Source organism: Cohnella rhizoplanae, from assembly GCF_948329515.1.
Classification (GTDB): Bacteria; Bacillota; Bacilli; order Paenibacillales; family Paenibacillaceae; genus Cohnella; species Cohnella rhizoplanae.
Genome location: NZ_CAOJCN010000003.1, coordinates 66,272 through 88,470 on the forward strand (window position 1 = coordinate 66,272; position 22,199 = coordinate 88,470).

General features: G+C 60.6%; 15 protein-coding genes. 9 read left to right on the forward strand and 6 right to left on the reverse strand.

Translation table 11 applies throughout. The annotated features are described in order from the left end of the window. Positions 1-162 precede the first annotated feature (162 nt). From PQG80_RS07125 to PQG80_RS07135, 3 genes are all read right to left on the reverse strand, one after another. A complete protein-coding gene (locus PQG80_RS07125; RefSeq protein WP_271750562.1) occupies positions 163-1,731 on the reverse strand; it encodes an ABC transporter substrate-binding protein in 1,569 nt (522 codons plus the stop codon). A gap of 121 nt (positions 1,732-1,852) precedes the next feature. Continuing rightward, positions 1,853-2,731 (reverse strand): carbohydrate ABC transporter permease, encoded by an 879-nt coding sequence (locus tag PQG80_RS07130; protein ID WP_271750563.1) that lies wholly within the window; start codon positions 2,729-2,731, stop codon positions 1,853-1,855. 17 nt (positions 2,732-2,748) lie between these two features. After that, entirely contained in the window at positions 2,749-3,741 is a 993-nt protein-coding gene (locus tag PQG80_RS07135) for an ABC transporter permease (RefSeq protein ID WP_271750564.1), read from the reverse strand. A gap of 257 nt (positions 3,742-3,998) precedes the next feature. On the opposite strand from PQG80_RS07135, the gene PQG80_RS07140 reads away from it, so the two are divergent. Further along, complete coding sequence (locus tag PQG80_RS07140) at positions 3,999-4,277, forward strand: hypothetical protein (protein WP_271750565.1); 279 nt, start codon at positions 3,999-4,001, stop codon at positions 4,275-4,277. A 48-nt stretch (positions 4,278-4,325) separates the two neighbouring features. On the opposite strand, the gene PQG80_RS07145 is transcribed toward PQG80_RS07140, so the two are convergent. Beyond that, complete coding sequence (locus tag PQG80_RS07145; RefSeq protein WP_271750567.1) at positions 4,326-6,665, reverse strand: helix-turn-helix domain-containing protein; 2,340 nt, start codon at positions 6,663-6,665, stop codon at positions 4,326-4,328. A gap of 317 nt (positions 6,666-6,982) precedes the next feature. Between PQG80_RS07145 and PQG80_RS07150 the strand changes: the two genes are divergently transcribed. Beyond that, positions 6,983-10,459, forward strand: coding sequence for a fibronectin type III domain-containing protein (locus PQG80_RS07150; RefSeq protein ID WP_271750568.1), 3,477 nt, complete (start codon positions 6,983-6,985; stop codon positions 10,457-10,459). A 118-nt stretch (positions 10,460-10,577) separates the two neighbouring features. After that, the gene (locus PQG80_RS07155) at positions 10,578-12,785 is read left to right on the forward strand and encodes a right-handed parallel beta-helix repeat-containing protein (RefSeq protein WP_271750569.1); all 2,208 of its coding nucleotides are present in this window, start codon (positions 10,578-10,580) and stop codon (positions 12,783-12,785) included. Here PQG80_RS07155 and PQG80_RS07160 read toward each other — a convergent pair. Then, a complete protein-coding gene (locus tag PQG80_RS07160; protein WP_271750570.1) occupies positions 12,757-13,932 on the reverse strand; it encodes an oxalate decarboxylase family bicupin in 1,176 nt (391 codons plus the stop codon). The two genes, PQG80_RS07155 and PQG80_RS07160, sit on opposite strands and share 29 nt — an antisense overlap. Before the next feature lie 215 nt (positions 13,933-14,147). Here PQG80_RS07160 and PQG80_RS07165 point away from each other — a divergent pair, with 215 nt between their 5' ends. The 5 genes from PQG80_RS07165 (at position 14,148) to PQG80_RS07185 (ending at position 20,909) form a co-directional block, all read left to right on the forward strand. Next, complete coding sequence (locus PQG80_RS07165; RefSeq protein ID WP_271750571.1) at positions 14,148-17,492, forward strand: discoidin domain-containing protein; 3,345 nt, start codon at positions 14,148-14,150, stop codon at positions 17,490-17,492. Positions 17,493-17,666: 174 nt separating this feature from the next. Continuing rightward, on the forward strand, positions 17,667-18,671 hold the full coding sequence (glpX, locus tag PQG80_RS07170) for a class II fructose-bisphosphatase (protein WP_271750572.1): 1,005 nt from the start codon (positions 17,667-17,669) through the stop codon (positions 18,669-18,671). Positions 18,672-18,747: 76 nt separating this feature from the next. Continuing rightward, positions 18,748-19,410 carry a fructose-6-phosphate aldolase gene (gene fsa, locus PQG80_RS07175; RefSeq protein ID WP_271750573.1) on the forward strand — a complete coding sequence of 221 codons (663 nt, stop codon included), beginning with the start codon at positions 18,748-18,750 and terminating at the stop codon, positions 19,408-19,410. A gap of 21 nt (positions 19,411-19,431) precedes the next feature. Continuing rightward, entirely contained in the window at positions 19,432-20,079 is a 648-nt protein-coding gene (locus tag PQG80_RS07180) for a helix-turn-helix transcriptional regulator (RefSeq protein ID WP_271750903.1), read from the forward strand. A 23-nt stretch (positions 20,080-20,102) separates the two neighbouring features. Next, entirely contained in the window at positions 20,103-20,909 is an 807-nt protein-coding gene (locus PQG80_RS07185) for a pyruvate, water dikinase regulatory protein (protein WP_271750575.1), read from the forward strand. Positions 20,910-21,319: 410 nt separating this feature from the next. On the opposite strand, the gene PQG80_RS07190 is transcribed toward PQG80_RS07185, so the two are convergent. Further along, positions 21,320-21,472 (reverse strand): DUF1540 domain-containing protein, encoded by a 153-nt coding sequence (locus PQG80_RS07190; RefSeq protein ID WP_271750576.1) that lies wholly within the window; start codon positions 21,470-21,472, stop codon positions 21,320-21,322. Positions 21,473-21,748: 276 nt separating this feature from the next. Between PQG80_RS07190 and PQG80_RS07195 the strand changes: the two genes are divergently transcribed. Continuing rightward, complete coding sequence (locus PQG80_RS07195) at positions 21,749-22,195, forward strand: MarR family winged helix-turn-helix transcriptional regulator (protein WP_271750577.1); 447 nt, start codon at positions 21,749-21,751, stop codon at positions 22,193-22,195. Positions 22,196-22,199: the final 4 nt, after the last annotated feature.

The window sequence follows — 22,199 nt, forward strand, 5'->3', positions numbered from 1 at the left end:
ACGCGGCAGCGAACAAAGGCGAAACGCCTTCACTAGAAGAGGCGATGGAGCACGCGGCAGCGATAAAAGGCGCAACGCCTTCACCAGGAAAGGCTATGGAGCACGAACATGAAAAAAGCGACCGCCTCGCCGGCGGTCGCCCTCTCCTTCATCTATCGCAGCTTATCTCATGCCCTTGCCCTTCAAGAATGCGTCCCACTGCGCGGCGACTTCTGCTTCGTACTTCTCGAGGCCGGAAGCTTTGAGCTTGTTCTCGAACTCGGGGAGCATTTTACCCGGATCGACGGCGCCGGTCTCGAGCGCGGTGGAGTATTCGTTTTTAACGGCGTTGATATTCGCGCCTTCGGCTTTGACCTTTTCTTCGTTAAAGGAGAATCCGTTGCTGACCGGCACGATGGCGCTGTCGTTCAGCTGGATCGTCTTTTCCCAGGTGTCGGGGTCCATGCCAGGCTTCAGGAAAGCGTTGAATTGGTTGCCGAATACCCAGTCGCCGTTCGGGGCGTAGCCGGAGCCTTCGATCGGCGCGATAAACTTGTCGTCGGTCTTCGTGTAGTGCTTGCCTTCGATGCCGTTGCAAATGAGGTTATACAGAACCTTGTCGGTGTTGAGCAGGTTGAGCAGCATGAGCGCGCGCTCGGGATTTTTGGAGTTTTTGTTGATGACGTGCATGGCGCTCGCGATACCGGTGAAGTAGCTGTCCGAGATCGGCACGTAGACGACGTCGTTGCCGCCGTTGATTGCCTTCTCGCCGATCTCGCCGCCCGGCTTGGACGTGAACTCGAGCGATACGGCGACGTTGCCTTTGCCCTTCAGATCGTTGATGTTCTGGAGCACGGGCGCGTCCTTGTTGATGTAGCCGGCCTGGTACCAGCTGTGCATCGTTTGGTAGAAATCCTTTTTGGCTTCGAGCGAGTCGATCAGTCCGATCATGCCGTACGTCGTATCGTCCTTTTTGTAGCCGACGCTCGCGCCGTCTGGAGCCACGGCGTTCGGATCGACGAACAGGCCGTTGGAGTTTTGGGCGAGACCGAGCGGGACGATGCCCTTTTCGTTGTCCTTGAGCGTCTTCAGGAACGGCTCGATATCCTTATATGAGTGAATGGTACTTACGTCGAGACTGTACTTGTCGATAAAACGCTTTTGGATAATCAGGCTCTTCTGCTTGGCTGCGATCTGGTAGATCGGGAAGCCGTATACCTTGCCGTCCGCCGCCTTCATGTCCGGCCAGAACTTGTCGGGGATATTGGCGCGGGCATCCGGCGCATACTTCGCGATCATGTCGTCCGGCAGTTCAAGATAAGCGCCCTTGTCGATGTAAGGCTGATAGTTGCCGAGCCAGCCCTTCGAGCTCCAAGCGATATCGAACGATTCGCCGGCGGCCAGCATCGCGTTCAGCTTGGGCTCGTATTCGTCGAATGTCAGCGGTTTCAGATCGACGGTCGCGTTGATTTTATCCTTCAGGTATTTGTTGATCTCGTCGTTGACCAGCTTCTGGTCGGGACCGGGATTGGCCGCGACGGGGTAGATGAACGTAAGATTGACCTCGGGCAGATCGGCCGATGTCGGTTCGGCGCTGGCGGAGGCGCTGCCTGACGCGCTTGCCGTGGGCGACGCGCTGCCGCTTGCCAATGCGCTTGGGCTGGCCGTATTGTTATTGTTGTCGCCGCAAGCTGCGAGCGCAGCCATTGAGAGCAGCAGCATGTACTGCGGAATCCGTTTGCCTTTTCTCATCTCGTAACCCTCCATTGTATAGACCCTATTAATAAATACGCCACGCCATTCTGTCTGACCTGCTGCCGCCGGGAACCGATCACCTCCTTTAAGTGGCGGCAGTCGAATATGGAATCCGGCTCTAGCCTTTCAGCGAGCCGACCGTGATGCCTTTGACGAAGTACTTCTGGAAGAAAGGGAAGACGATCAGCATCGGTCCGCTCGCGACGATCGCCATCGCCATTCGTACGGACAGGGTCGGAAACTGCGCGAACTGGAGCTTGTCTGATACCTGGGCCATCGGGGAGTTCGCCAGGAACTCGGCCTGCGACAGAATTCGGACGAGCAGCAGCTGCAGCGGAATGTACTTGTCGTTGTCGATGAACAACAGCGCGTTGTACCATTCGTTCCAGTAGCCGAAGGCGATGAATAAGCCCAGCGTAGCCAGCGCAGGCGTCGAGAGCGGGAGGATGATCCGGAAGAAAATCCGGTATTCGCGCGCCCCGTCGATTTTGGCCGATTCGATGATCTCCGGCGAGATCTTGTCGAGGAAGCCCTTCATGATCATGATGTTGAACGGGCTCATGAGCGCCGGGATGATCAGGGCGGCCAGCGAGTTTTTCAGATGCAGGTACTGTGTCATGAGAATGTAGAAGGGGATCAAGCCCCCGTTGAACAGCATCGTGAAGAACACGTAAAAGGTAAGCGGTCGGTTGTACCGGAAATCCCTGCGCGAAATCGGGTAAGCCATGAGCGCGGTCAGCAGCAGCGAGAGGATCGTCCCGATGATCGTGATCATGACCGTGACGCCGTATCCGCGCAAGATCGTGTCCGGCTTTTCAAAGACGATCCGGTAGGCTTCTCCGCTCCACACTTTGGGGATGAACTGGTAGCCGTATTCATACAGGCTGTCCTCCGAGGACAGCGAGATCGAGATCACCAGAATGAACGGCGCGACGATGAGCACGCAGACGACGATAAAAAACGCGTTGATGAATACATTGTTCGATTTGGCTGTCATAGCAGTTTCGCCTCCGTTTAGAAAAGCGCGTTGTCCCGGTCGATGCGGCGCACGATATAGTTGGCCGACACGACGGTGACGAGTCCGACGACCGACTGGAGGAAACCGACGGCTGCGGCGGAGTTGATGTCGCCCAGCTTAGTCAGCGCGCGGTACACGTAAGTATCGATGATATCCGTGGTCGGGAAGTTCGGGCCAACGTTATTCGGAATAAAGTAGTGGAGACCGAAGTCGCCGCGGAAAATATTGCCCAGCCCCAGTATAAACAGGATGATGACGAGCGGCTTGAGCAGCGGCAGCGTGATGCGGGTCATCATCTGAATGCGGGTGGCGCCGTCAAGCTTGGCGGCCTCGTAATACTCGGTGCTGATCCCCGTCATGCCGGCATAGTAGACCAGCGTCGAGAAGCCGACGCCTTTCCACAGCGCGATCAGCGGCAGAATATAGATCCAGGGCGCCGTCTCCAGATACCAGTTATGCGTCGGCAGTCCGAAGAATGCGAGCACCTTGTTCGCGAAGCCGTTCTCGAAATCGAGGAACGCGTTGCCGATATAGCCGACGAGCACCATCGACAGAAAGAAAGGAAGAAACATCACGGTCTGATAAATCTTCATCAGCCGCCCCGACAGCTCGTTGAGCAGGAGGGCGAGGATGAGCGCGGCGATCGTGCCCGTGATGATGTAGGCGAAGTTATAAAGAAGCGTATTGCGGATAATCCGAAACGCGTCCTGCGCCTTGAACAAAAACTCGAAATTCCTGAATCCTACCCACTCGCTTCCGAAAATGCCCTGGTCGTACCTGAAATTCTTAAACGCGAGAATCAGTCCGATCATCGGCAGATACGCAATCACGAACTTGAACAGGATGCCTGGCAGCGCGAGAACGACCAATTCCTGATTTTTACGGAACAGCCGTAGCTCGTTACGGATCCAGCCGCCGGTCTTCGCCTTCGTCTTGCCCGGGACGGGGGAGTCCGCGGCGCTCAGCTTGACCGGTTCTGTCTTGGCCATGGGATTCACCTCCATCTTGGTTATGACCCCATCATGCCATGAGCGGCCGGCCGAATATACGATTCGATGTTCGAATAACTGTCCGCGGGGAGTGTATTAATTACGAATTCATATGCTTATTGGGAAAAATGAAGCGGAATACAGGGTGCCGGGACGTTGGAATAAACAAAAAGAACGATTGCCGGAGGGAGCTCCGGCCTCGTTCTTCCGCATGTGAAAGGTATCGTTTACAACTCCGCACCGGGCGGGAAAAGAATGTGTCGCATCGCTATATTGCCGAAAATACCGCAGCTCCGCTGAATAAGAATGTGCCGCATCGCTATATTGCCGAAAATACCGCAGCTTTGCCGAATAAGAATGCGCCGCATCGTTATTTTGCCGAAAATACCGCAGCTCCGCCGAATAAGAATGCGCCGCATCGTTATTTTGCCGAACATACCGCAGCTCCGCCGAATAAGAATGCGCCACATCGTTATTTCACTGAAAATACCGCAGCTCCGCCGAATAAGAACTTGCCGCATCGTTATTTCGCATAGCTATAGCATCGGATAGGCGACCGTATAACCGGGATCTGTCACGCAGCATCACGAGGACAGCGACCGCTTGATCCGGTACTCCTTCGGCGTGCTGCCGAACTTGCCCTTGAACAACCGGAAAAAGTAGCTCTGATTGGAATATCCGCATTTATCCATGATCTCCGCGATGGTGTCGTCAGTCTGGAGCAGCAGCTGGCGCGCATGGGCAAGACGGACCTCGTTCATGTACTCGGTCACCGTCGTGCCGCATTGGTCTTTGAACAGCTTGCCGACGTAGGCCGACGTCAGCTTGACGCTCGAGGCGATCGACTGCTGGCTTAGATTGGGATCGTGGAACTGCTGCTCGATGAGCGCCTTGACGGAGCCGACGATCCATTCGTATCGCTCCGCGCCGGGCGCGCGCTGCGCCTCGCAGATCTGCGCGCACACGGACAGAAACGATAAATAGATGTCCTCAAGCGACCTTTCGCCCTCGGCGATCCTCAGGATCTGCTCGGGATCGACGGGGAGCGACGCAAGCCGGTTGTTGATCATGTCGGCGGCTGTATTCTTGACGGCCCAGGCGAGGTCAGACACGGCCCGCTTCATGTCATCGACCTGGAACTCCGCCAGCAGCGCGAACGCTTTTTCCAGCTCGCCTCCGGCATGGGTCGGCTGTCCTTTTTTCAGCGCCTCCGTCAACCTGCGCTCGATGTCCGCCGGCAGCGTCCTCCGCCCGCCCGACAGGCGGCCGCGGACGTCCGCGGGAGCGATGATCGAGCGGTAGCCCATGGCGAACATATATTGGCTCAGCTGGTAGGACTGGCGGTAGGCGGCCGACAGCTGGCTCAGCCTGGAGACGGGATCGCCGATGCCGCAGGTCAGCGACAGGCCGTAATAGCGCTCGATCGTGTCCTGGACGGCGCCGACGATCGGCCGGAGCGCTTCGACGTCGGCGCCAGCCGTATTGCCGGACAGGAGCAGCACCGCTTGGCCGTCCTGCATGTCGACGGCTTCGCACCGGTACGCGCCGGCCATATGCTCCCGCGCGATGTTGAGGATGGCGAAGGCGTGCAGCTTCCTCGCGGACGAAGCCGTCGCGCGCTCGTAATCGGCGTAACGGTCGATGCGCAGCACGCAGACGCAGTACGGTCCCGCCTCCGCGATATCAATGCCGTGGCGCTCGATGAGCTGCGCCATGTCCGCTTCGGGGATGCTGCCGCCGTCCGTCAGGAACGCGCGCACATAATGCTTGCGGATGATCTGCTCGGAGCTGATCTCCCGCAGCTTCTCGGACAACCGCAGCACGTTGTCTCCCATGAGATCGAGCTCGTTGGCCGCGCCGGCGTCGCCCGTCCCGTCCTTGAGATGCGGCCGGATGCGGCGCAGCATCGCGTCGATCGGGCCGTACAGCTTGAAGGAGAGCCAGAATGACACCGCTGCCGCGATCAGCAGAAAGGCGCCCGTGACGTAAAGCGCCTTTTCGCGCGTCTCCCGCACTTCCTTCATCAGCGGGGCGTAAGGCTGGATATATAGAATCGTCCAGTCCCCGATGCCTTTCATATAAGTAACGACGCTCTTGCCTGCGCCCGCGTCGCCGACGACGAATCCCGAAGACGCGGCATTCTCCGCCTTGCCGCCGGCGACGAGCGCCGTGACGGCCGCCGGCTCCGGCGCGTAAACGCCTGACGACTGGCCGTCCGACAGCAAGCGCCCGTCCGGCGTCCGGATATAGATCGCGCCCTGGCCAGCGCTGCCCGCCCCGTTCATCCTGCGCAGGCTGTCGAATACCCAGTCCGGCTGGACATACAGGATCAGCGCCGACTCCGTGCCGGCGTACGGCTTGAGCGCGTCCGTCACCACGAAGGCGAACGCATCGACATTGCCGTCCCCGCCGTCGGCAAGGCTGACGGGGATGAGCCGGGACGTCGGGAGCGGCTCCGGCGACCGGAGCAGCCAGTCGAGCATCCGGCGCTTGGTGATGCCGCCGTCCACCAGGAATTCGCTCGAGGAGCCGTACAGCTCGCCGCTGCCCGCGTTGTAGACCGCCATCGACTGCAGGAAGGAGGAGCTCTCCATCAGCTTCTCCATCTCGTTGTACCCGCGGATGTAATCCATCTGCGGCAGCGGCTCGGAGTACATGAGCGGGATCAGGTAGTTGTCGCCGTACGCGAAGGTGGACAGGCGGACGATGATCTCGTTCATATACGACAGATTGTATTGAATCTGCGTCAGCACCTTGAGGTTGGAATCCTCTTGCGCGCTCCGCACCGACCGCTCGAGCACGTAGGAATTGACGACGGACAAGCCGGTCAGGATCAGCGCCATGGCGATCATGATCGAGAATAGGACGCGCTGGAAATATCGTCTGGATTTGTAAAATCCGAATCCGATCCCGAACCCTCTCATCGCTTTCATGCTCCTTTTTCGCCGCGGGGGACTGATTTCTCTATTTTTAAATACAATCGTCCCAAATTGCAACCGGTTACCTGAAAGAAAATCGGCCGAACCGGTCCATGGACGGAACGGAGTTATTAACGTAATTCATAGCCTTGCTGTCTTGCTTTTCTCACTTTGTACAGTTTATCGGCCGCTCCCGCCGTGGCACGATGGAGTCACCGGGGAGGTGAGCGCGGCGCCGTCGAAAATAAAGTCCGCAGCGCGGGCAAGCGAGATGGAGCGAGTAGAGCCATACCATCTTAAACTGAAAAGAGGGATTCGTGAAGATGGCCAAAAGGAACGGTGTACCGGTGAAGTTAAAGCGAAAGGCAGCAGGAGCGTTCTTCGCGCTGACGATCCTGGCACCGGTTATTCCGGCGCCGGCGGCATTTGCCGCCACGGTTAACGTAACCGCTTACGGCGCGAACGGCGGCGACAGCGCGGACGATCTGACCGCGATTCAGAACGCGATCAACGCGTCCGCGAGCGGAGACACGGTCTATATTCCTTCGGGTACGTATTATCTGTCCGGCAGCCTCCAAGGCAAATCCGGCGTCAAGCTGCTCGGCCAGGGCAGGGATACGACGATCCTCAAGTACAACGGCAGCGGCGCCGGCGCGATGGTCTCGCTTAACAATACCAATAACGTCGAGATCGGCGCCCTGACGCTCGACGCCAACAACAGCACGACGCTGGACGCGGGAATCTGGGGAGAACCGGGAAGCGGACATAACATCCACGACAACCGGATCAAGAACCTGGCCAAGACCAGCGGCTTCTCGCCGTTCGGAATCCTGATGTCGGCATCCCCGAACGTAACGATCAAGAACAACGACTTCGTCAACATGGGCGTCGGATCGATGTGGGGCGCAGCGATGCGGGTTGGCTGGGGCTCGAACGCGCCGCTCATCGAGGGCAACACGATCGCGAACACCGGACGCGGCGGCATCTTCGTGAACGACGGCGTCGACGGCGCGATCATCCGGAACAACGCGATCGTCGGCTCCGGCCTCCATAGCGAAGGACTCGGCATCGAGCTCCATACCAACGTCAACCATTCGCTCGTGGAGGACAATCAAGTCGACCACTGGTTGTCCGTCGTCCGCTCGGAATACAATGCGATCCGCCGCAATACGGTGCATACGACCGACAACACGGTCAAGGGCATCGGCCTCGAGATCATGTCCAACCACTCCGTGACGTCCGACAACCTGGTCGACGGCGGCCAGCAGGTCGGCATGCAGCAATCGCCGGGCACCGGCTACCAGCTGTGGAATTACAACACGATCAAAAACATCGTCATGTGGGGCATGCAGCTGCAGGGCGAGGGCACGGGCGAGACGGAGCAGTTCCAATACTTCTATAAGAATACGATCAAGGACGGCCCGATCGGCAACCCCGCAGCCGCTTACCCCGGCTACGACGGCAACGCGGTCCGCATCCACGGCAACTCGAAGAACATCACTTTCGACAGCAATACGATCACGAACAACGGCCGCAAGGCGATCGAGATCACGACCGCGTCGGGCACCGACCGTCTCAGCTTCGTGAACAATATCATCACGAACAACGGCGGCCCTTCGATCGACCAGTATCCGTCGTCCGCATCGGACCTGGAGTGGGCGAACAACACGGTCACCGGCAACGGCACCAACACGCAGCTGACGAGCCGCGGCTACGCCGGCGACGCCAAGCCGACCGCGAACTTCACGGCGCCGACGAGCGTGCAGCTCGGACAGTCCGTGACGTTCACCAACACGTCGTCCGACAACGGCTCCATCGCCGAGAATCTGTGGGACTTCGGCGAAGGCGTGCCGGTCACGACCGTCAGCCCGACCTATACGTACCAGAAGGCGGGCAACTACCGCGTGTCGCTGGTCGTCTGGGACAACACGGGCCGGGCCAACATCAAGGAGCAGACGATCAACGTATATGCCGGACCGCCCGACACGACGGCGCCGAGCGCCCCGTCCAGCCTTACGGCGCCCTCCAAGTCCAACGTGACGGTCAACCTGTCCTGGACCGCGTCCACGGATAACGTCGGCGTCATCGGCTACGACGTCTACCGGGGCGGCTCTCTGATAGGCTCCACGACCGGCGCGACGACGTTTAACGTGACCGGTCTTACGCCGAGCACGACGTACACGTTCACGGTCAAGGCGCGGGACGCGGCGGGCAACGTATCCGCGGCCAGCAACACGCTGTCGGTCACCACGGATGCCGGCGATACGCAGGCGCCGACGGCGCCGACCGGCCTGTCCTACACGGCGAAGACCGACACGAGCATTACGCTGACCTGGAACGCGTCCTCGGACAACATGGGCGTGACGGACTACAACGTATACAACGGTTCGACCCAGATCGGCTCGACGACCGGCGCGGTATCGATCACGCTGACGGGTCTCAGCCCGAGCACGGCTTATACGCTCACGGTCAAGGCCAAGGACGCCTCCAACAACATCTCGGCCGCGAGCGGCGCGATCACGGTCACGACGAACCCGCTGGCGAACTGGGTGAACTGCGCGGGCGAGAACAATCCTTGCAACTTCACGGGCACGAAGGAAGTGCGCTACGGCGCGAACGGCAGCTACGCCTACGGCACCTACACGAGCACCGTCATGTGCTCCAACAACGGCTTCGGCGTCGATCCCGCGCCAGGCTACTACAAGACTTGCGACGTGAATATGGCGAGCGGCGGCGGCAGCGGGGATACGCAGGCGCCGACGGCACCGGGCGGCCTGACTTCGCCGTCCAAGACGGCGAGCAGCGTCAGCCTGTCGTGGACGGCGTCCACGGACAATGTCGGGGTGACGGGCTACAACGTCTACAACGGCAGCACCCTGGCGGGCTCCACGACCGGCGCGACGACTTTTACCGTGACGGGACTCGCGGCGAGCACCGCGTACAGCTTCACGGTCAAGGCCAAGGACGCTGCCGGCAATCTGTCCTCGGCGAGCAGCGCGTTGTCCGTCACGACAAACGCGGCTGCGGGAGACACGCAGGCGCCGACGGCGCCGACGGGACTGACGTCGCCGTCCAAGACGGCGAGCAGCGTGAATCTGTCGTGGACGGCTTCCACGGACAACGTGGGCGTGACGGGATACGACGTGTATAACGGCAGCACCCTGGCAGGCAGCACGACCGGCGCGACCACATACACGGTGACGGGCTTGTCGGCCAGCACGGCCTACAGCTTCACCGTCAAGGCGAAGGACGCGGCGGGCAATCTGTCGGCGGCGAGCAGCGCGCTCTCGGTGACGACCAATGCCTCCGGCGGCACGACGCCGACGGGCACGATCGTCCGCGAGTATTGGACCGGCATCTCGGGTCCGACCGTCGCGAGCATCCCCGTGTCGACGACGCCGACGGGTACGGCCGTCCTGACCAGCTTCAAGGGTCCGACGAACTGGGGAGACAGCTATGGCGACCGGATCCGCGGGTATATCGTGCCGACCGTGACCGGCTCCTACCAGTTCGCGATCGCAGGCGACAACAACAGCCAGCTATATCTCAGCACGGACAGCACGGAAGGCAATAAGGTCAAGATCGGCGAGGTGGTCGACTGGACCAATGAAGAGGAGTGGGGCCGCAACGCTGCCACGCAGCAGTCCGGCTCGATCACGCTGACGGCCGGGCAGCGCTACTACGTGGAAGTGCTGCACAAGGAAGAGGGCGGCGGCGACCACGTCGCGGTCGGCTGGAAGACGCCGGGCGCGAGCGCGTTCGCGGTCGTCGACGGCGCGCACCTGGCGCCGCTTCAATAACGGCGTCTGGTTGAACCGTCCCGGCAGCCGACTTGCGGAGCTTCATCATCCGCAGGCCGGCTGCTTTAGGCGGTGAGAGGGCCAGGCGCCCATGCATGCAGAAGAGGAGTCGATGGATATGGATCAGCAGAATGCGGAGCGATCGGCAGACGAAAAGAGGAGCGCAGCCATAGAGGCCGCGGAGCGGACGGCTCGGATCTTCGTCGCGGCGGAAGGCCCGGAAGGCGGCGATGCGGGCGCAGACGGGACGCCCGAGCGTCCGTTCCGCACGATACCGGACGCGCAGGCTGCGGCGCGCGCGCTGGCGGCCGGCGGCTTCGAGGGGCGGATCGTCGTCGAGATCCGCGCGGGCGATTACCGGCTGCGGGAGCCGCTGAGGCTCGGCAGCGCGGATACGGGCGGCGGCCGCTGCCGCGTCGAATACCGCGGGGCGGACGAGGAATCCGGGCGGATGCCGGCGTTGACCGGCGGCATCGCGATCGAGGGCTGGGAACCGTGGCGGGACGGCATCTGGCGCGCGCCGGTGCCCGAGGGCGTGCGGCCGCATACGCTATATGCGGACGGCATGCGCGTCGCCCAGGCACGGTTGCCGGCGGCGGGCTATTATCATACGGGCGCTTCCGCGTCCGGCGGCGAACGGGACGGTATCGTCTGCGCGGAGCTGCCCGCCGCGGATGCGCGCGCGTTCGAGGCCGCGGCCCTCGACTGCTCGGGCATGCAGGCGTACGTCTGGCCGGGCGAGGGCGAGTGGAACTGGTTCTCCGAGACGATCCCCGTCCGCGAGGCGGATGCGCGGACCGGCCGGATCGTATTCTCCCGCCCAGCCACCTGGGGCATCGGCTCGGGTTCCCGGTATTATCTGCAGGGATCGCTCGCGTTTTTGCGCGAGCCGGGCCAATATCATTTCGACGAGCGCTCCGGCATGCTCTATTATCGGCTGTCCTCGGGCACGCCCCATACGCAGCGCGTCGTCGCGCCCGCGCTGCTGCGGCTGATCGAGATCGTCGGAGACGGCGCGGACCGCCCCGTCTCGGGCATCTCCGTTCGCGGGCTCGCCCTCGCATGCACAGATTTTTACGCCGATTACCGCATCGTCTCGGACGAGGAGGCGGCCAATACCGAGCCCGACGTCCAGCGCAACGGGCTCGTCTACGTCCGCGACGCCGACGCCGTCGAGATCGACGGGTGCGTGCTCCGGCAGTCCGGCTCGTCCGGTATTTTCCTCGACCGCTGCGCGCTGAATGTCAGGCTGACCGGCAACCGCATCTCGCATGTCGGCCACCACGGGATCTATGCCGTCGGCTACGCGCCGGGAGAAGGGGACTTCAAGCGGCCGGCGGACGCCGATCTGAACAGGGGCCATCTGATCTCCGACAACGAGATCCAGTACGGCGGGGAGCTGGTCGGCCATGGCGCGGGCATCCAGCTCTATCAATGCGGGGGCTGCGATATCGCCCACAACCGCATCGCCCATATGCCGAGGTACGGCATCTCGATGAAGGGCGTCCGCCAGGGCGCGATGCCGCCGGCGCTGTGGGGCATTCCCGTCACATGGGACAACCACTACGATTTCCTGTTCGCGCGGGACAATCTGATCCGGTACAACGACATCTCGGACGTCATGACCGACAGCCAGGACGGCGGCATGATCGAGTCGTGGGGCGTGGGACTGGGCAACCGGGTTCACGGCAACCGGCTGCATCACAGCGGCATCCGGTTCTCGTTTGGCTTCGGCATCTATCTGGACGATGCCTCGGACGGGTTTACGGTCACGCACAACGTGCTCGATCATCTGTACAGCGCGGACACAGGCAAGCTGTGGATGGCGATATTCGCCAAGGGGATCGGCAACGTCATCGCCAATAATCTGCTCGTCGACAATCCGGACGCGGTGAACGCCATCGGCACGCAGGAGATGGTCGGCGAGGCGAACCGGGACCTCGTCATCGAACGCAATATCGTATCGGATTCGGGAAGAATGTACTGCTTCGTCAATTGGAGCCCGGAGCGGCTCTCGCGGGCGGACCGCAACTTGTACTGGAAAAACGGGGAGCGCAGGATGGTGTCCGGCGAGCTGCCGGCTCCGGCCGAATCCGCGGGGGCCAATCCCGCATGGGGCTACGACTACGAATGGGAGACGTGGCTGGAGACGTCCGAAGGGCGGTTCGAGTCGAATTCGGTGGTGTCCGACCCGTTGTTCGCGGAGGGGGAAGTGGACGGCTATCGGCTCCGCCCCGATTCCCCCGCCTATGCGCTCGGATGGGAGGACATCGACTGGTTGCTGATCGGGCCTCGAATCAAGGATACTTCACGACCGGCCATTTGACCTTGCGCAGCGCCCCCATCAGTTCCGGCGTCGCGTTCAGGTTCGCCTGGACCAAGTCTCTCGGCGTGAGCGCCATCCACTGGTTCAGCGAGACGTCGGCGAAGCGGTCGCTTCGGAACATCTCGAGGAACCAGAGCGTCTCCGTGCCGGTATTCTGCACGTAGTGCCCGAAGGCGAAGGGCACGTATCCCACGTCTCCCCCCCGGACGTCATACGTTCTGGCGGTGCCGTTGCCGCCGAAAACGGTCATCCGGCCCTGACCGGACAGGTAATATTGCCATTCGTCGTCGTTCGGATGCCAGTGCATCTCTCGCATCGCGCCGGGCTCGATCTCGACGAGCGCGGCCGCGATCGTCCTCGCGATGGGGAAATTGGAGGAATCGACGATCCGCACGCTCCCGCCGGGCGTCCTGAGAGGCTCCTGCGCGAGCAGCTTGTGCTTGAAGGAGAGGGGAATCGTGCCGTAAGGCGATTCGACGGCAGCCGATGCGAGCGGTCCGGGCACGCGATCTTCAAAAATGTACAACTGACTGTCCGGCCGTCCCTCGAACGTTTCGGCAGGCACGCCGAAATTGGCGGCGAGCACGTCGCTCGGCGTATGCGCGAACCAGTCCGAGATCGACAGCGTATTGAGATCGGAGAAGCTGCCGTCGTCGAATACGAGCAGAAACTCGCAGCCCTCCGACAGCGCCTGGATCGAATGCGGCAGACCGGCCGGGAAAAACCACAGGTCTCCCTTCTCCACGTCGGCGATGAAGTTGCGGCCCTGCGCGTCGACCGAGGTGATGCGCGCGCCGCCCCAGATCATATACGCCCATTCGGACTGCTGATGCCAATGCAGCTCGCGCACGCCGCCCGGGACAAGGCTCATGTTGACGCCGGCGAGCGTCGTAGCGATCGGCAGGTCGCGCACGGTGATCTCGCGGGACCAGCCGCCTTGGTTTAGCTGCATATGCGTGTCGGAAAAAGAGAATCTCATGTTGGGCAGCAATCCGGCGTCCGTCGCCGGCGGGACGAGCATATTCGGGTTTTCGAGGTCTCTCAGCACGTCCCGCGGACCGAAGTCGGGACCGCCGGCGCCGTCCTTTCGTACCGGCTGCGGCACTTTGAACGGTCTGGTCGGCCTATTCCGCGCTTCGTCGTCCATCGGCGGTCAGCTCCTTTTCGTTGCCTTGATCCCTCATATGTATGTATACCGGCTTGACTGCTATGTGCAGGCCGATTGTCCAATCGCGAGATACAAATATCGCAATTCGAATCACGGGTTTCGTAGAGGAAAGTGCAGATCTTGCACTTTCCTTTCTTTGTTTTCCTGATATGTTCTGGGTGTAAACCAATTTCAAATTTCGAGGAGGCAGTATGATGTCGTTTCGATCAAAATGGGTTCGCACGATCAGCCTGGCAAGTGTCTTGGGCCTAGCGGTAGGGCTCTTGCCCCCGCCGAGTGCAAGCGCTGCCACGACGTATCATGTGTCGGCTGCGACAGGAAGCCTTACGGGCAACGGCACGACCACGCCGTTCAAAACGATCAGCCAATGCGCGGCGGTCATGACGGGCGGCGACACTTGCGTCATCGAGTCCGGCACGTATCGGGAGACGGTCACGCCGACGAACACGGGCGCTTCGGGCTCGCCGATCCGGTTCGAGGCGGCCGCGGGCGCGACGGTCATCGTGAGCGGCACCGAGCCGGTCAGCGGCTGGAGCGTGCATTCGGGGAATATTTACTCCGCGAATCTCACTTGGGATCTGGGCAAGGAGAATCAACTGTTCGTCAAAAGCGGCTCGACCGTGACTCCGTTATGGGAGGCGCGTTGGCCGAATATCAGCGCCTACAACCTGTCCGGATTGAGCGCTGGCGTAGCCGTGGCCGACAGCGGCGGGCTGAACACGATTACCGACGCCGCGCTGACCTCGACCGGCGTCAACTGGACAGGCGCCAAGATTTGGGTGCGCGGCGGCAACGCTTACCAAGGGATGACCAGCCAAATAACCAGTTATAACGCCACTTCCGGCGTCCTTAATTATTCGTCGATTACGGGAGATTACGCTGAATTGTATCCGAAGGCAGGGAGCACATATTTCCTCAGCGGCTTACTTGGCGCTCTTGACGCCCCTGGCGAATGGTTCGTGGACGCGGCCGCCCAGAAGGTTTATTTGTGGGCGCCCGGCGGAGGCGCTCCGACCAATGTAGAAGTTAAAAAGCGGGAAACCGCCTTTAACCTGAACGGCAAAAACTATATTCAGCTCGCAGGCATCCAGACGTTCGCCGCCAACATTACGATGAACGGCTCGAACAACAATGTGCTGGACGGCGTGAAGGCCGATTATGTGTACTTCTCGAACTATTCGCAGAATACGACGAACGCCGATCAGCTGAACGGCGGGATCTCCATCGTCGGCGACAACAACGAGATCAAGAACAGCACGATCGCGTATTCGTCCGGCACGCTGGTCAATATCGACGGCAACAACAACAGGGTCGTCAACAACTATATTCACGATGGCAGCTACATGGCTTCCTACGATCCGCTGCTCAAGCTGTCCAGCGGTACCGGCAACCTCATCAGCCGCAACAAGATGGAAAATTCGGGCCGGTACATCATCTACTGGAATAGAGGCATCGCCGAAATTTCCTACAACGATATCTCGAACGGCATGTGGCTCTCCCGGGACGGCGCCTTGATCTACGCTTGGGGCACCGACCTCGGCAACAGCCATATCCATCACAATCTGATCCACGACAGCGTACATGGCGTCACGACGAACGAAACGCGGGTCGGGCTCTACTTCGACAACTTTACCGAGAACGTCGTCGCGCACCATAATGTCATCTACAACAACGACGTGGGCATTCAGGTGAACACGCCAGGGAATTACAAGCTGCTCTATAACAATACGGTCGTGAACAATCCGTTCGGCAGCATCGGTTATTGGGGACCGTCGGATAGTGCCTACAAAGATGAGCTGTACGGCACCCGCTTGTTCAACAATATCCTCACGGATGCGGTATCCCTGACGGAAGACGTGGTCAGAGGCTTCAATACGATCACGAGCGACGGTTTGAACTTCGTAAACGCGGCAGGCGGGAACTTCCGTCCGTCCAGCGGATCGACGGCTATTAATATGGGGTCGGTCATTCCTGGCATCACGGACGGCTATGTCGGTCCTGCACCGGATGCGGGGGCTTATGAATTCGGCGGAACGGATTGGACGGCCGGAACTTCCGTGCCCGCTTCGTCTTCTTATTCGCCGGCTGTGACGCCTTACATGAACCGGGTGTACAACAGCGCATTCGAAAAAAATCTGGAAGGCTGGACGCCATGGACAACCTCGCCGTCGACGGCTACGGCAACGGAAGGCAACGTGAACAGCTTTGCCAATTCGGATTTCCGCAAGCGCGGCGTAGGGACGCGTCTGAAGCTGGGAGCCGCAGGCGGCGTCGAGCAGCTGGTTACCGGGCTGCAGCCGAATACAACGTATAAGTTTGTGGCTTGGGTGTATACCGATACGGGCGGCCAGGCGATTAACGTCGGCGTGCTTAACTATGGCGGCTCCGCGATCGATGTCTCTCAGACAACGGCGAACCAGTACGTGCGCAAGGAAGTCGAGTTTACGACGGGGGCGACCAATACCTCGGCCCGCGTACGCATCTGGAGAGCGGCCGGCGCGACCGGCTTTGCCTACGCGGACGATACAGGTCTATTCGAGACGGCGGCTTACGATCCTGGCGTCTACAAAAACCAGGCGCTGAGCAAGACTGCGATCACGGCGAGCGGCACGCTCGCTAACGCTGCACGATTGACGGACGGATCGACTTCTGCTTATGCCAGCATGAGCGATACCGGCGCTCGATGGGTCCAGATCGATCTGGGTCAAAGCTATGAGCTGGACAAAATCAACGTGCTGCACTACTATAACGCTTCCGATATTCGGACCTACCGCGACGTCATCGTCCAGTTGTCCAACAGCTCGACGTTTGCCACCAAGACGACCGTCTTCAACAACGACGGCAACAACTCGGCCGGCCAGGGAACGGGCACGGATGCCGAGTATGCGGAGACCGCCGCAGGCAAAAACATCACGTTCGCGAAAACAAACGCACGGTATATACGGCTGTGGACGAACGGAAACAGCCTGAACGGCTCGCATGACTATACGGAAGTCCAGGCATGGGGCGTTCCGGCGGTCACGCCGACCTCGCCGTTGCAAGGGCGGAAAAACGTGGCTTATAAATTAAGCGAATCGCGAATCTCCCAGAGCAGCACGGTCGGGAACAAGTTCCGGATCGTGGACGGCGACAAGAGCGGTCCCTTCGCCAATCAGGATGGTCCTTTGAGCGGACCTGCCAGCCCGCAGTGGATCCAGCTCGACCTGGGTCAGAAGTACAGAATCGATCAGGTGTCGGTCTGGCACTTTATCCCGTTCGACCGGATCTATTACGACGTCATTATTCAGCTGTCTAACGATCCGACGTTCCCGGCAGGCGCAACGACGACGGTTTTCAACAACGATGATAACAATACCGCCGGACAAGGTGTGGGTACGGACGCGCTGTATCCGGACAACGCGACCGGCAAAACGGTTAATTTCCCGGTAACGACGGCCAGATACGTCCGCTTGTGGGCGAACGGCAATCAGAGCAATCCGTCGCAGCATTACGCGGAGGTCGAGGTATACGGGTCGCCCGATTACGGCATGGGAACTTGACCTACGTCTCAAAATGAAAGTACTAAAATAACCCCCGAGCGGGACGAAGCGGCTCATGCTGCTTTGTCCCGCTTTTTTATGATTACGCCTTTTTCTTTATTTATGTTGCACTATATAATTATAGGGGTGTATTATATATAAAAAATGCATGCTAAATAAATGGGAGGCCGACGCATGGAGAGAGAGCTGGCGCTTGAGATCGTAAGGGTGACGGAGCTGGCCGCATTGGCTTCGGCGCCGTGGATGGGCAGGGGGGACAAGCATCACGCGGACGGCGCGGCGACTTCGGCGATGCGCGCGATGTTCGACTCGGTATCCGTGAGGGGGACCGTAGTCATCGGCGAGGGGGAGATGGACGAGGCGCCGATGCTGTATATCGGCGAAGCGGTCGGGAGCGCGCAGGGCCCGGAGGTGGACGTCGCGGTCGATCCGCTCGAAGGCACCGAGATCGTGGCGCGCGGCCTGAACAATGCGATGTCCGTCATCGCCGTGGCCGGCAAGGGCAGCCTGCTGCATGCGCCGGACATGTACATGGAGAAGCTGGCGGTCGGCCCGCAGCTGGCCGGCCTGGTCAGCCTGTCGGATCCGCTGGAGAAGACGCTGCATACGGCGGCCGAGCATCTGGGCAAGCCGGCGCGCGAGCTGACGGTCATGCTGCTCGACCGCGACCGGCACGCGGCGATCGTGCGGACGCTGCGCGAAGTCGGCGTGCGGATCAAGTTTCTCTCGGACGGAGACGTCGCGGGCGCGCTCGCGCCCTCGTTTCCTGAGGCGGGCATCGACCTGTACGTCGGGTCGGGCGGCGCGCCCGAGGGCGTGCTGGCGGCGGCCGCGCTTCGCTGCCTCGGCGGCGAGATTCAGGGCCGACTTATGCCGGCCGACCGGGGCGAATACGAGCGCTGTCTCGCCATGGGGCTGTCCGATCCCGAGAAGGTGCTGACGATGGACGACATGGTCGGCACCGGGGACGTGATCTTCGCGGCGACGGGCGTTACGCCGGGCGAATTCTTGGGCGGCGTGCGTTATCTGCCGGGAGACCGCGCGGAGACGCACTCGATCGTCATGCGGGCCAAGACGCGGACGATCCGGCATATCCGTTCGCTGCATCATCTGCCGAGCAAGCCCCTACTGCACGAGCTGGCCAGGCGCGGCATGGAGGAACAGGCCTTCGGCGCTTGATTATTGCGGCCTATTCGCCAATCCTGTACACTATTTATAGCTTCATTCCACATAAGGGACTTGGAGGGAAGTCGAGATGAAGTTTTTCCTGGACACGGGCAATATCGAAGAGATCAAGCGCATCGTGAAGCTCGGCATCGTGGACGGCATTACGACCAACCCGACGCTCATCGCGAAGGAAGGCCGCGTATTCAAGGAGGTCATCCAGGAGATCGCGGGCATCGTGAGCGGCCCGGTCAGCGCGGAGGTCGTGAGCCTGGATGCGGCTGGCATGCTCGAGGAAGCGTACGAGATCGCCCGATGGGCGCCTAACGTGGTCATCAAGCTGCCACTGACGGAGAGCGGACTCGAGGCTTGCTACCAACTGAAGCAAGCGGGCATCCGGACCAACGTGACGCTGATCTTCAGCGCTGCCCAGGGGCTGATGGCGGCCAAGGCGGGCGCGACGTATATCAGCCCTTTCGTCGGCCGGCTGGACGACATCGGTACCGACGGGATGAAGCTGGTGCGAGAGCTGCGGGAGATCATCGATCGTTATGGCTTCGAGACCGAGATCATCGCGGCCAGCATCCGGTCGATCGCGCACGTGGAGGCGGCGGCGCTCGCCGGCTCGCATATCGCGACGATCCCGGGCTCGCTCCTGCCGACGCTCTGGAAGCACCCGTTGACAGACGCCGGAATCGAGCGATTCCTCAAGGACTGGGAGAAGGTCCCGCAGGAGAAGCTCTCGCAAAAGTAAGACAGCCGGGAGGGAGCACCAATCGAACTGACGCCAAGGCAGCTTGCCATTATCGAGCGCGTGCGCAGCCATGCCCCGATCACGGGGGATCAGATCGCCGAATCGCTCGGCGTGAGCCGTCCGACCATCCGGTCGGACTTGTCCGTGCTGGTTATGCTCGGGCTCATCGACGCCAAGCCGAAGGTCGGTTATTTTCCCGGACGCCAGCTGTCGCCGGACGGCCGGGCAAGGGACAGGCTCGCCGCGCTCAAGGTGAAGGACGTGATGAGCCGGCCCGTCGTCATCCAGGAGACCGCGAACGTGAACGACGCGGTCATCTCGCTGTTCGTGGAGAACACGGGCATCCTGTCGGTGATCGACGGCGACGGCTATCTGGCGGGTCTCGTCACGATCAAGGACCTGCTCAAGGTCACGCTGGGTAATCCGACCGCGGCCTCCATTCCGGTGAGCATGGTGATGACCCGGATCCCGCGAATCGTCACGGTGACGCCCGAGGATACGTTGTGGGACGCCGCCAAGAAGCTGCTCGATCATCAGATCGGCGGCTTGCCGGTCGTGCGTGCGGTCGACGGCGGCCGCGAAGGCCCGCGGACGCGGCTTGAAGTATTGGGCCGGGTGTCCAAGACGACGATGACGCAGACCCTGGTCGAATTGACCGCGATTACATAGAAGGCAAGGATGGGGGAGACGGGATGCCTGAACACGCGGAGCACACGATATTCGTATGCTCGGACGCACTCGGGGATACGGCCGAGGCCGTCGCGAGGGCGACGCTGCGCCAGTTTGCGACCGACAAGGCGGTCATACGGCGCTTCGGCCATATCAAGACAGAGGATGAGGTAAAAGCCATACTGAAGGAAGCGGCGGGCGGACGGGCGCTCATCGCTTATACGCTGGTGCAGCCGGAGCTGCGCGATACGATGCGGGAAGAAGCGGTGAAGCTGGGCATTCGGGCCGTCGACGTTATGGGGCCGATGATGCAGGCGTTCATCGATACGTTCAACGACGCGCCCAAGTATCAGCCGGGGCTCGGGCACGAGATGGACGAATCTTATTTTCGCAAGATCGAAGCCATCGAGTTCGCCGTCAAGTACGATGACGGGAAGGACCCGCGGGGCTTGCTGAAGGCGCAGGTCGTGCTCGTCGGCGTATCCCGGACCTCCAAGACGCCGCTCAGCATCTATCTGGCGCACAAGGGCATCCGCACGGCCAACTACCCGCTCACGATCGAGGTGAAGCCGCCGGAGGAGCTGTTCATGAAGGCGAGGAATCGGCTGGTGATCGGCCTGACGATGGATCCCGACCGGCTCACGCGCATCCGCTCCGAGCGGCTCAAGGCGCTGGGCCTGCCGAGCCAGGCGCACTATGCGTCGCCGGACCGGATCCGCCAGGAGATCGAATTCGCCGGCGGCATCATGGACCGGCTGCAATGTCCGGTCATCGATGTGACCGAGCGCGCGATCGAGGAGACGGCGGGGCTGATCCTGGAGATGCTGTAGCGGAAAAAAATCCGCTATCCGGGCATAGCGCCTATCTCGCGAGGGAATAGCGGAAAAAAGATCCGCTATCCGGGCGCAGCACCCATCTCGCGGGGCAATAGCGGAAAAAAGATCCGCTATCTGGCCATAGCGCTCATCTCGCAGGGGAATAGCGGAAAAAAGATCCGCTATCTGGCCATAGCGCTCATCTCGCAGGGGAATAGCGGTAAAAAGATCCGCAATCCGGCCCGACATGCCAGCATACATGGCAATAACGGAAAAAAGATCCGCTATTCCGGCTGCTGCGCATGAAATGGCGAAGACAAGCATTTTTCGCTAATTAAGCTTGATAATCATTATCAGCCCTGCTATAATTCAAAAAGAAAAGAAGGAACCGGCGAAGTTCCTTCTCGTCTCCAAGCTATTATCGGTTACTTCACTTGAAACGTGCCGCAGTCCGTCTCCTCGGACTTGGCAGGCTCCTTGCGGCTGTGCATGGTGACGAAGATGCTCTCGGCGCTGCATTTGTTCTCTTCGGCCCAGAAGCGGCAGGAGTTGACCTCGCAACGAACGTCCTTTGCCATGATATTCACCTCGCTCTCGCGAGCCGAATGCTCAAATCTCCGGGAACTGCGATAAGTTGGCGCTTGTCGCGATCCTCGCGGACCTCCTTCCGAACGGAAGGGGGATATTTGATTTTCGGCGGTATTTATTCTTTTATATACTACCAGATATGCTTGTCTGAATCAATTTATTCCGCATTCCGCGGGCAGTCCGGACCGGTTGACAACCATCCGCGTCCATGATATCTTTAATTTAAGATAAACGAACCTGAGATAAACCGAATCGGAGTGATCGACATGGCGGATCATCGCGCGCCGGAGCAGGACGTATCGTTGAAGCTGTTCGTCGTATTGTCTAAGGCGTACAGAAGTCTGATGGACCAGGCGATGCGCGACATGCGCAATCATGGCCTCAGCCCTTCGGAATTCGGCATCCTGGAGGTATTGTACGCGAAGGGGCGGACGCCGATCCAGCAGATCGCGGGCAAGATGCTGCTGACGAGCGGTACGATGACTTACAACATCGATAAGCTCGAGGACAAGGGACTCATACGCCGCGTGCTGAGCCGGGAGGATCGCAGGGTCGTATTCGCGGAGCTGACCGAGCAGGGCACGGGGATGTTCGACGATATTTTCCCGAGGCACGCGGATAAAATACACGACATGATGGGCGTCCTGACCGCCGAAGAACAGCAGGAAGCCATCCGGCTGCTCAAGCTGCTCGGCAAGGGCGGGGCCGATTAGCGGA